This window comes from Leptospira barantonii (genome assembly GCF_002811925.1).
GTDB lineage: Bacteria > Spirochaetota > Leptospiria > Leptospirales > Leptospiraceae > Leptospira > Leptospira barantonii.
In genome coordinates this window covers 312,201-324,110 of sequence record NZ_NPDS01000002.1, presented here as the reverse complement: position 1 = coordinate 324,110, position 11,910 = coordinate 312,201, and the positions used below count along the sequence as shown (strand labels likewise).

Here is an 11,910-nt window from a genome sequence, read left to right as displayed (position 1 = left end):
TATGGGCGGCGGTTATCATTCCCGTTCTCCGGAAGAATTCAAAAAATTTTTAGCGGAAAGTAGAAAACAATCCGGCGGCGGTAAATTTTCAAGGGTTCGTTTGGTCTTTATTCTAAACCTGGTATTGGTCGTGCTCGTGATCGGAATGGTTGCAAAAACCATGAACCCGGGCGCGTTCACCGTTCAATCCTCTTCCTCCAAGGTGCGAATGGATTCGGTGACTCTTTACGTTAAGTCGAGCCGAGAGGGAAAGGAAGGTTTTCCGACCCTGTTCCTGTTTATAAAAAACGAAGAGACCGCGCAAGAGATTCGTTTTCCGAACTCGGATTGGAACTTTAGAATTTCATTGAATACTAAAGAAGGTCTCAACTGTTTGGATTCCGCATGGGAAGTTCCCGAAAGAACCCTTCATCCCGGCAAGATCGAGTTCGCAAGATTCAAACTGAACGACGAGGCGGCCAACGCCCTTCCTCCGGATTGTAGAGTGAAGTCCCCGGACGGTTTCGTGGATAGAATGTTTAGAAGAACCGCTTCTCAAAGCGGTTTAAAATTGGAAGTTGGAATTTCACACAAAGAAGATCGCAAGGTTTTGGCGATCGAGAATTTATGAAAAATCAATATTCATAATTTTAATTTTCATCTATGATTTTTTAAAATCCTGAATCGTTTCCAAACATTCAGTTCTCGGAATATTCCAAGAAACACGGGAAAATCTGATTGAAGCCATAGACAAATTCGAAAGAATCCACCTAACCCCGATTCTTCTCAGGAGAAATTGAATGCGACTCAAGAATTTGTCGATTTGCCTAATCGTTTTCGTTTTGTTTTTTACCGGTTGCCAAAGCGCGCAAAGGCAAACAACGAACAAGGAGACGATCGTCTATCCGGGTTTCAGATTGAATACGGAGAGAAATGTTTCCGTCGTATCCGATCTGAGCGGTAGAATCAAATCGATTCAAAAAAACGAAAACGGACAATACGACGTATCCGTACAAACTTCGAGACAATCCTACTTAAACGATCGGATCGAGACGGACTCGTATGAAATGGTCTATGGAAATCTTTCAACGATCGAATCGGGATTAACATTGGAACAGGAAGTCCAAAGAGGGACACAAATCGGAATCGGAACAACCGACTCGTATGTAACCGCGAGAAGTAAAACACTATTGCCGTTTATGGTTCGTCTTTCGGAAAGACAACCGGTGAAACAAAATGACTTTTGGTATTTTTCCCCCGATTGGATGTTTCCGCATAAAACCGACTTTTTATCGTTTAGACCGGTTAAATCTTTCGAAGAAGCCCTAAAGGATTTTTATCATCGTTGGGAAGTTGAAAAAGAAGAAAAGAAGGGATTCACCATCCACCATCATCCCGATTTGGATAGAATCCGGTTCGCTTTAAAACTGAATCAATATCCAAAAACGTTAACCGAAACCATGTCCTTAACGTTTACTGAAAAACAATTTTACGGAAAAGAAAATCTATTCGTATTCGAAAACAAACTGGACGAATTAAAAATCTCCGGATACACGCCGGTGATCTATTGGCAAAGCGGGTTTGACAAACATCTAAAGGAAGAATACGTCTTAAAAAACACATTGTATGTTTATGCGAGTATCTACACGATCGATCATGATAAAAAACTTATATTGATTTGCGCGCGCGATTTTGCGCTTGCCCCGGACGAAAAAGTGATCGGCGATCGAATGAATTCGTTTCAAAAACTTCAATAAAAAAAGAGCCGGGTTTTGACGGACCCGGCTTGGAGAGAAATTCAAACTCAAAACTAAAAAACGAAATCAACCCGGATGATCTTTGCAATAACCTTCCGGAATCGTAATCTCAAGGGATTTTTTATACGTGTTGTTCTTCAGATCCGATTCGTGGATCCAATTCCCGCGGTTGACCTTTAAATCAAAAACGTGTTTACCTTCCATGTGAATCGGATCGACGACGAGATAATAAATCGGAAACGTAACCTCTATGGTTTGCCCGGGTTCAATCGATTGAAGACCGATTCCATTTCCCCAAACTCCGTTGCCCTGACCCCATATTTCTCCATGAGAATCCAAAGCGTTCAAAAGACCCACGTTTAGTTTTTCGGGACTTGCAACCTTGCCGATATTCTTTACTTCAGCGGTGATGAACATCATCGGTTTTCCGGTCCTACATTTCATTCCACTCGGATAAATGGAAGCGCGAGGAACGATAAGATCTGGTTGGTCCGTACTCTGCACTTGAATCGGAACACAAACGGTGTTGTTGGTTTCGTTCGACTCTGCGACTTTCGAACCGGGATCGATTCTCGCACAAAGAAAATAATTACCGAAAGGAACGTCCTTCGGAATCAGATTCGCTCCTTCGCTGACGAATGCGTATGTTCCTCCCGCGAGATCCGGAGTGTTGCTGATTCTTCCGCCGCCAAGCAGAACGTCCTCTTTAAAATTACTCGAATAAGACGCATAACCTTCCGGAACGATCGAATCCTTGGAAAGAATCAAATCTACCATATAACCTTTGTTATGCGGATTGCTTCCTTCCGCTGAAGAATTTCCGTTGTTGAGAACCTTCACTTTTAATTTAGAGGAAATGTCCTCACCCGGAAGCACATCGTCGACTCCGCTCAGAACAACCGCCAAGTCCGGAGAACCGGATTCGTTCGTTTCCAAAGCGCAATTCGAGGACGAAAGAGAAATCTTACTCTCTGCGATCGCACCGTCCTGAACGCCGTGAAATTCCGTGGATACTTTCAAAACGTGTCGTGGATCGTCGATGTCCCCGATCGGATAACCTGCAAAGAAAACCACGTCCTGAGTTTCTCCCGGTTTTAACTGATTTAAACCGCGGGATCCTCCTCCGCTCGTCGATGTCCCTTTAACGTTATAATGCGAAATCACGTTCGCCTCAAACGTGGAATTCGCATTCAAGATTCCTTTACCGATATTCTTAACCGTAAAAGAGAAGTATGAAATACATTTGTTTTTATCTTGGTTGTCTTTCCACACCGAGAAATACGGATTGAGAATGATCAATTCCGCTTTTCCTTCTTTTTTTTCGGAATTTTGCGGAGATTCCAACGATTGAATTTCCGTTTCCTGTACGACTACGGAAGTATCCGCGCTGGTCAATCCGGTTGTTTCGGACGACGACCCTGAATTCAAAAGCAACAACAATGCCGAGTTGTCGCTTCCCTTTTTTCCTTCACAATACAACGACAGGAACAATGCAAACAAAACGATTGTCTTGATTGCCTTCCTATGTAAGAATTCTTTCATTACAGTCTCCTAAAAAAATGCTCAGGCTTCTTTTCTAACACATAAGAAACGACTGATTTTGTATTTCGAAGACAAAGGATAGAATTCAGATTATAACATAGCTACTAAACGTAAGTAAAACTCACGATGAAAGGTTCAATGTTCGATTTAGAATCGATTTTTTTTGCAAAAAGAATGTAAGAAACGTTTCGATCATAATCGATTTGTAATTCAAACTTACAAGATCGACTTACATTTTTTCTTCCAAACCCGTTCTTGTTCATTCAAATAATCGAATACGATGGAATCTTCGTGTTTTCCGTCCAGATAATCCAGTAAGAAACGATCTCCTACGAGCAATTCTATGGCGGGACGATCGGATCGGAATTCATACGCACCGGCTCTGTATTCGAAACCGTTTTGATATTCTTCCCGTAACATACGAATCAATTTGAGAGAAAAGAAAAGGCTGTGAAACTTCTCCGGTTTTTTTAAAAGAATCTGATAACCGCCGCAGATCGTATCCTTGTGTTTGTGAAATGTGGGAATGAACTTCAAAGGCCGCAGAACCGCACTTCCCTTTTGAGATTCTTCCAAAGCCTTGCGAATTCTATCGTTTTGTTCGTCGATATAGGGCGCGCCGAAAGTTTCAAAAGGTCTTGTGGTTCCTCTTCCTTCCGAAAGATTGGTTCCTTCCAAAAGACATTGACCCGAATATACGAAACAAGTCGAACGAAACGGAATGTTCGGAGAAGGAGGAATCCAAAGAAATTCGGAATCCCTTTTTTTATACCAATTCTTACGTTCGATTCTGATCTTAACGTTTAAGGAAAATTCTTTTTGATAATACGAAAGTAATTCTCCCGGAGTCAATCCGTGACGGTGTAAAACCGTTCGTACGCCGACGAAGGATTCGAATTCTTTTCCGAGCGGAGAACCCTCTATCTTTTTTCCTGCGGGATTTGGAGAATCGAAAACGACCACGGAAATTTCTTTTTTACCGGAAGAATTCCACTTACTGATCTCCTCCAAAAAATAATAAGCGGTCGTCAGAAACGTATAATAACGCGCGCCGACATCCCTTATGTCTATGACGACTACGTCCAATCCGTCCAATGAAACCGAATCGGGAACCAAACTCGATTCGTGATCCCCGTAGAGATTGACGAATTCGACGTTATCCAGATTGTATTTCAGATTCGAACCCGAAACCTGATCCTGTAGTTCTGCGAAAAGTCCGTGCTCCGGAAGAAAGATTTTTTTCAGATCATAACGTTTATGAACGGCTTGAAAATGATATTCTCCGTTCGGCCCAAAAGCGCTTTGATTGGTGATCATTCCGATCCTGGAAACGCGGAGTAACTTTTCGATTTTATTCATTCTTCCCGTATGGTTTTCAAGAGGCATAAGGAGTCAAGTTTAACGGGAATCGATCGGAATTCTCAAAGAAGGGATTCTATTTTTTCCGCATTTATTCGAACCGCGTGATCCTCAAAGGTCGGTTTTTTAATTCCCTCTCTAAAAAAAGTCTTTTCTCTATGAATAAGAAATAGTTTCTTTTTCATTTAACCCTCGATAATCTAATTATGGCATTTGATCCCTCAGTTCCACAACAACAAGCCCAAGCTCCCGCAGGAACTTTATTGTTTCCGGAAGGTTCTCCCGCAAATACTCTAAACGTGCTTCACAGTGGAACGGTTCGTTATTTGACCGATGCCCCAGGCGGAAGAAAGCTCGAACTTTTTAAATTGAACGGAGCCAATTTGACTCCGGGTTCCGTTGCGCTTTTTACGAGCGGAAGATATCCGTTCCATCTTCAAGCGGAAGAAGCCTGCGTGATTTCCACATACGCGATGAACCGCGAAACGATCGGTAAAAGTGTGGGGTCTCGAGTTTCACTCGGGCTGATGGTCGCGAGAACTTTGCTTCGGGAAATCACCGAACTTTTTAAAAAATCCAATCAGATTCGTAAAATCGCGTCGGACATCGAAAAGGTAAACGACAACCTTTCCATTCTTTACTATCAATTTAATCCGAACGTGTTTCCGGACATCAAACCCGGCGCTCCGATCCCGGAAGTTTCCGCCGAAGTGGTCGATCCGGTCATGCGTTTGTGCAGAGAAAATCTGAAATTATTTTTTGACAACGGAGGTCTTCTTCCCGACCGACCAAGTCCTCAATTTTTGGAAGAAGAGCACGAATCCCAACTCACTCGATTGTATCCGGAAGAAATCGATTTTCAGGACGGAGAATTCAACTTTATCCGAAAACTTGTGATGCAGGATCCTAAGATTCTCAACGCGTTATTCACCGCGGATCCTTCCATGCTTACTTACGTTTGTTCCAAACTTTCAAACGTCTTGGATCAAATCTCAGGTATTCTCAAAACGTGTCTTACCGATTTGGACGATGCGTTTCGTATCTTCTTCGTGGGAGAGAATAGCCTCGTAGAAAAATTCTATCTAATACTCGATATCACGTCCTCGGGATACGGAACCGCTCCCGCGGAATACGTAGTGCCCGTGTTAGGCGCCGTTGCGACTAAGATCGAAAAGTATAAAAACGGGCATCAGACTCTTTTCGGAGTTCCGGTTTCCGGTCTTTCTCCGAACGCACAGGCGTTTCAATCGAAAGCGGGCGCTCTTGCGAAAAAGATGGAAGAAACCGCTCCGAAGGTTCAAGCTCCTTCCGCGTCCACGATCGCCGCGGGCGTGGACGTGGCCGCGATTCGAAAGGAACTCGACAACTCCGCTTCCGTTATCATTCAATTCTCCGGTTTGGAAGCCGAGAAGGTAAAAGAATTCTCAGCCTTGATGGTAAAGGTTAAGAGTTTGAAAAACCCTCTCGATCCGGAAGGGGACAACAGAAAAGTTCGTAGAACTCTGAGCAGACATTACTGGGATATGTATCAGGAATGTTTTTCGAAATACATGAAGTCCAACCGCAACGTTCCGAAAGCCGTGGATCTTATGTTGAAATACGGTTTCTTCGACGAGACGATGCTCGACGATTCGCAGATCGCGTTTATGTACACTCAAAAAGATCCGGCGACTTTCAGTTCGGACATTCCGATTTCGCTCGGAACGGAGTGGTTGGAGAGAATTTATAAAAGGGAAATACCGACCTCCCTCGACGAGATGGGACAGAACTTTTTCGAAAAGGTGAAGATGGAGAATAGAACCATCAACATCAAAAAGGAATCCGACATTCCGCCAGAACTGGACAATCCGGAAACAAGACTCAAGTTCGAATTCGCTTCTCTTTACGAGGCCAACGTTAGACTCACTTCAGGAAGTCCAGCGACTCACTTTCCGATTCTTACCAAGTTTCATAGCCAGATGGCGATCGATAAGTCCTACGTGACAAAAAAGATTCTCGAGGATGTGGTGCACGATCTATTGGCGGTCGACTATTCCATCTTCCATCGAGAAGTGATCTACAATAACAACGATCTTGGTATTACAAAAGAATTTATTCAGAAAGCTGTGATCCCGGATTTTATTCTTGTGCCTTCCATCGGAACCAAGGTGATGATGTGGCAAGATCTTTCCGTTCATCGGGGCGCCGGTTCCAAAGAAAGTCCGGGAAGAATCGTTCTTCCGATTTTCGCACAAGGCGATCTCAAAACGATGGTAGCGGACGCGCTCGCGGCTTTCCGTTGGGAACTTACCAAGTCCATTCTCGGTGCGGAATGGAACAACGTAGGAAACCCTTCGATTACTGCGGATTATACGGACTACATTCAGTTCTTTAAAAAGAACAAGGATCTTTCGATCGAAATCAAGGAGAAGTTAGCGGGCGACTTCAAACGATTTCGGAACGACAGGGATATCTTCGCGAACGACTATCAGCTTTGGATGAAGTACGAATCGGACGGGGTTCAACGTCTCAACAAGGTCGTTCGTGGAATTTTCTACAGACATATTACTTTCAGCAAACAAGTCCGAGATAAGGTTTCGAAAACCCCGGCTTTCTCCGAGATTCACAACCGATTCATCAATATTAGAAATCGTAAATATACTGAATTGGAAAACCGTTATAAGAAGTACATCAACGCGTTGGGAAGTCTTCCCGATCCGTTGCGTGACAACTTAGAATTCTATAAGGTTTAAACGGATAACTTCGCCGTTGTGGTTCAGAACCGAAAACGGCTTAGACTTTAAACTTCTTCCAAAAGATAAGGTCGGGTATATTCTCGGATGATCTCGACCACAAAACGTCCCCAACTCTTCGGATCGTGTTGTGAGATTTCCACCTGTTTGATTTTCGGAAAATACGGAGTCGGCTTAAAAAGACTGTGTGAAAGTTCGATCGCACGCAGATAATTATCCACACGTTTTACTCGAACGAAATTCAACAGTTCCGACTGAACTTGACTCTGAGGAATATAACCGATGATGATCAGTTTTGGGAATAATGACTTTTTCAAAAGATTGATGAACTCGCCGAAGCTGTCCACACGATCGATAAAACCTTCGTAAGCCCCGCCTCCGAGGTTCATGATCTGAGTTACGATATCCATCGTAAAGGAAACCCCTTCTGCGGAAGTCATATCGGAGATGATGACGATCCCCTCGTCGGGTTGAAACGTCTTAAACATCTGAGCGCCTTTAAACTGTCTGCGAAGAAGTTTCGCCGCTGAGATGTCGATTTCCGCGGCCTTAGCGAGAATCGGTTTACCGACGGAATCCAATATCGGTTCTCTTGTAATGATGTATCTTTTTTTAGCCGCGTTCTGGTTCATCACTCGGAACGCTTTGACCTTTTCTTCGATTTCGTCCAAAGAACAATAACCGATCTTTAATACGTTTTCTCTCGATCTTTTTTCTAACTCTGTGTCTTCCATTTGAAGTTTTAAGGACGGTACGACTCGAATGATCGAAATCCGAACTGGTTTCCCTTATCCCGTTTTATCATAACATCTATTTTATTTTGAACAACTCGCTTCTCGATAAACGAGAAACAAGATTAAAACACTTGCGCCTTATTTCCAATTTTTCTGAATGGAATCATGCATCCGGAAACGGAAACTTTTTCCCGATTTCGCTTCTTTTTACGGATTGCGAAGATTCTTTCGGTACCGATTCTACTTTCCACTCTTTTTTCTTGCGAGTCCGTAGAATTTATTCCGGAAACCGTTTTGAGAGAAGAATTCGGTTTTTCTCATAAAAGCTCCTGGAACGAAATCGAAATCCGAAATTCTTCTCCTCCGAAGCCCTATCGCACTTATGGTAAAATTATAATTCGTTCTTTTGCGGACGGAAGAATCCCCGAATATCTGATTGTTGATCTCAAGAAAGAGCTGTATTCCAACCACATGGACGGAGTTATATTTACGGGAAGAGGAATCGTAAACGTACCTCCCACTCTCGTTCAATCCGGAAACGGAGACGGGAACACCGTCGCCATCGGATTCGTGAACAACGAAATGGGTGTGATCGAAGGTGTGGCTTATCGTTATAAGGACAATCAGCGATGAAGAATTCCGATTCAGCGGACGCTCAAGGTTCCAATTCTCCCCGCAAATTCAACAGTGAAATATTCGTGGATAGCGAGGATCGCTGGATTTTCAGAGGAAATCGAATCGATCAAAAGGAAGTTCTCTCCTACTTTCGCCAAAATCTAAAAGAGGATGAGATCGGAATCTACATAGACAATCGTTTCGGAGAATTTATAGAGAACGGATATCTCGAACTGGACGGTTATCCGATTCATCTCGTCTCGTGCAACGAAACGGAAGACACGTTAGTCTTTCTTTCGGAGTCCGAAATCTCTTATTCTTTGCATGAATTGATTTTCGCGTTGGACAAGGACGGTTGTCTTTTTGCAAGAACGACACATTATAAAAAACTAAAGTTTAGACCGGATCGAAATTGTCTTTCCGACCTGAGTCCTTACTTGGAAGAAACGAAAAACGGAACTGAAATTCGTTTTCGCGGTGAAAAAATCGAGATTCCGGAATCGGGAGAATCCCCGAGAGTTCCGCTACCGTCGGAGTTTAGCTCGGTCGTTCAGGAAGAATGATGTTTGTCGGAGCTCCGACAAACCGTAGAACCAAATTTGTTCTTGTGATTCAGTTATTTTTCTGATATAGGGAAATTTCCGGAACGTTTCCCACAAGGCCCACCTCCACCACCCTAACTCGGGTGGGGGCTGTTTTGTATTACGGAAAATTTGTCGGAACTTCTACAAAATCCCGACAACGATCAAATCGCAGATCCCAATTCTTCCTTGAGTTTTCTGGCTTCCTCGAAATCCGGTTTGATCAAAATCGCACGATGCAGATATTGAAGCGATCTTTCGGGACGATTCCAGATTTTATAAAGAGTCGCAAGGTTGTAGAGGGAAATATGAGGCGCGTCGTTGAGTTCGCAACGAAGTGATTTTTTCAGCCAATAAACGGCTTCGGTTTCCTTACCGGCTCTCAAAAGAATGATTCCGATTTCGTTGCAAGGATTTCCGTAGTTCGGATTGACTTCCACGGATTTGTAGAATTGCATCAGACCCTTTTCGGGGTTTCCTTTTTGATTTTCCATTAAACCCAAAAAGAAATAGGCTTCGTGGCTTTCTTCGTTTTCCAGAGAAAGTTTAAACAGATATTCGGCTCTGTCCGAATCGCCCGTTTTGTAAAAATATTTCGCCGCTTCTAGAAAATCCGAAGGAGTAAAGTTTTCCAATTCCATAACCCGTTTTTACTTTGATTTTCGGTTTGGAACCTTCAAGGCTTGATTAAGTTTTTTTTCAAAGCTTCCGCTACCTGTTCGGCGATCGAAGGCGCGTCCAGTTTGTAAGCTTGGAAAATTTCCTTTCTTTCTCCGTGGTGAATCGGCTCGGGAGGAAACCCGAACGTTTTGACGTATTTCGACAAATTCTCCGGTGAAATCCGATTCAGAAGATAACCGGAAGCCCCCGCGTCGACATAACTTTCGTCGAGGATTACAAAATGTCTGACATGAGACAATTCTTCGTTGAGCGCTTCCGCTCCGAGAGGTCTCAACCAAACTAGATCGATGAGTGTGACTCCGAATCCGCTCGCCTCGAGAATTTCGGAAGCCTTCTTCGCTTCGTCGAGCATGGAACCGATCGACAAAAGTGCGACGTCCGTTCCTTTTTTGAGAACACGAAACGTTCCGGGTTTGATCGGAGATTCTTTGTAAAAGTCCAGGGTTTTTATATCCACGCTCGCCTTCGGAAATCGAATCGCGATCGGAGCCTTATCGTACGTTTCCATCCATCGCAAAGAATCGATCATATCCTGTCCGTTCGACGGAACAAAGACGTCCATATTCGGAAGTCCTAAAAGATAAGAAAGATCGAACAAACCTTGATGAGTTTCCCCGTCCGGTCCCACACAACCCGCGCGATCAATCACGAATCTTACGGGAAGATTCATCAAAGAAACGTCTTCCACGAGTTGATCCATTCCTCGAGTTAAGAATGTGGAATAAATACACATATAAGGAACGATATTACCGTTGGTCATCGCGCCCGCAAACGCAACCGAATGTTGTTCCGCGATTCCCACGTCGAAAAGATGTTCCGGAAATTTTTCGGCGTATTCTTTCAGCCCGCTTCCTTCGATCATCGCGGGTGTGATCGCCGCGATCTTAGGATTTTTTTCGGTGAGAATGGACAACATCTTTCCTACGATCTTACTGTAAGCGATCTTGGAAGAATCTCCGCTGTCCATAGCGCCGTCTTCTTTTCGAAACGGAGTAACACCGTGATATTTGATCGGATCTCTTTCCGCAGGATCGTATCCTTTTCCCTTTTGAGTGATGAGATGTAAAAGAATCGGTCCTTTCATCTTCTTCACTTTTTCGAGCATCTTTACGAGACGGATCACGTCGTGTCCATCCTCGGGTCCGATATATCCGAATCCGAGATCCTCGAAAAGTCCGCCGGGAGTCAATACATCCTTAAACCCTTTCTCCACACGTTTGAAAAATCTTTCGGTCGCGGGTCCGATGATCGGCAACCACTTTAGAAAAGTATAAAATATACGTTTCCAGTGATTGTAGAAATGGGATGTGATGATGTTGTTTAGATAATTCGAGATCGAACCCACGTTCTTGGAAATGGACATGAAGTTATCGTTCAAAATAACGATCATATCCTTCTTCAAATGTCCAGCGTGGTTCATCGCTTCGAGAGCCATACCTGTTGCGATCGACGCGTCCCCGATGATCGCGACCACGTTGTAATCGTCTTTTACGAGATCACGAGCCGCGGCTTCTCCGAGCGCTTGAGAAATCGAGGTTCCCGCGTGACCGGTGTTGTAAAGATCGTACGGAGATTCTTCCCTTTTGGGAAACCCGGAAAGTCCGTTGAACTTTCGGACGGTCTTGAGTTTGTCCTTTCTTCCGGTGAGAATTTTATGAGGATACGTTTGATGACCCACGTCCCAAACGAGCCGGTCTTTCGGCGTATCGAAAACGTAGTGAAGTGCGACCGTGAGTTCTACCACTCCCAGATTGCTCGCAAAATGTCCGCCCACTCCCGAAAGAGTGTCGATGATGTAATTTCGAACCTCTTCGCATACCTTCGGAAGTTTTTCCAAAGGTATGTTCCTGAGATCGGCCGGATAATGGATGTTATCCAGCAGAGTTGGTTCCTGTTGCATGAAAACTTTCTATTCTAATTTTATAAGTCT

The 11,910-nt window shown here is 43.8% G+C and carries 10 protein-coding genes; 5 read left to right on the top strand and 5 right to left on the bottom strand.

Going from position 1 to position 11,910, the window contains the following annotated elements:
• Position 1 precedes the first annotated feature (1 nt).
• Both CH367_RS06230 and CH367_RS06225 read left to right on the top strand, forming a co-directional pair.
• On the top strand, positions 2-610 hold the full coding sequence (locus CH367_RS06230) for a hypothetical protein (RefSeq protein WP_100761628.1): 609 nt from the start codon (positions 2-4) through the stop codon (positions 608-610).
• A 169-nt stretch (positions 611-779) separates the two neighbouring features.
• Positions 780-1,736, top strand: coding sequence for a hypothetical protein (locus CH367_RS06225; RefSeq protein WP_100761627.1), 957 nt, complete (start codon positions 780-782; stop codon positions 1,734-1,736).
• Positions 1,737-1,802: 66 nt separating this feature from the next.
• On the opposite strand, the gene CH367_RS06220 is transcribed toward CH367_RS06225, so the two are convergent.
• Positions 1,803-3,278, bottom strand: a complete 1,476-nt coding sequence (locus CH367_RS06220; RefSeq protein ID WP_100761626.1) for a CARDB domain-containing protein — start codon at positions 3,276-3,278, stop codon at positions 1,803-1,805.
• 216 nt (positions 3,279-3,494) lie between these two features.
• Positions 3,495-4,664: a DUF1343 domain-containing protein gene (locus tag CH367_RS06215; RefSeq protein WP_100761625.1), complete on the bottom strand. Its 1,170-nt coding sequence runs from the start codon at positions 4,662-4,664 to the stop codon at positions 3,495-3,497.
• 179 nt (positions 4,665-4,843) lie between these two features.
• Between CH367_RS06215 and CH367_RS06210 the strand changes: the two genes are divergently transcribed.
• Positions 4,844-7,369: a cyclic nucleotide-binding domain-containing protein gene (locus CH367_RS06210; RefSeq protein WP_100761624.1), complete on the top strand. Its 2,526-nt coding sequence runs from the start codon at positions 4,844-4,846 to the stop codon at positions 7,367-7,369.
• 47 nt (positions 7,370-7,416) lie between these two features.
• Here the strand turns inward: CH367_RS06210 and CH367_RS06205 are convergent, their stop codons facing one another.
• The gene (locus CH367_RS06205; RefSeq protein ID WP_100761623.1) at positions 7,417-8,103 is read right to left on the bottom strand and encodes a hypothetical protein; all 687 of its coding nucleotides are present in this window, start codon (positions 8,101-8,103) and stop codon (positions 7,417-7,419) included.
• A gap of 165 nt (positions 8,104-8,268) precedes the next feature.
• Here CH367_RS06205 and CH367_RS06200 point away from each other — a divergent pair, with 165 nt between their 5' ends.
• Entirely contained in the window at positions 8,269-8,736 is a 468-nt protein-coding gene (locus tag CH367_RS06200; RefSeq protein WP_100761622.1) for a hypothetical protein, read from the top strand.
• A complete protein-coding gene (locus CH367_RS06195; protein ID WP_100761621.1) occupies positions 8,733-9,281 on the top strand; it encodes a hypothetical protein in 549 nt (182 codons plus the stop codon). Before CH367_RS06200 ends, CH367_RS06195 begins: the two co-directional genes overlap by 4 nt.
• Before the next feature lie 182 nt (positions 9,282-9,463).
• Here the strand turns inward: CH367_RS06195 and CH367_RS06190 are convergent, their stop codons facing one another.
• Together CH367_RS06190 and dxs are read right to left on the bottom strand one after the other, a co-directional pair.
• Complete coding sequence (locus tag CH367_RS06190; RefSeq protein WP_010575381.1) at positions 9,464-9,940, bottom strand: tetratricopeptide repeat protein; 477 nt, start codon at positions 9,938-9,940, stop codon at positions 9,464-9,466.
• A 35-nt stretch (positions 9,941-9,975) separates the two neighbouring features.
• Positions 9,976-11,880: a 1-deoxy-D-xylulose-5-phosphate synthase gene (gene dxs / locus CH367_RS06185; RefSeq protein ID WP_100761620.1), complete on the bottom strand. Its 1,905-nt coding sequence runs from the start codon at positions 11,878-11,880 to the stop codon at positions 9,976-9,978.
• Positions 11,881-11,910 lie beyond the last annotated feature (30 nt).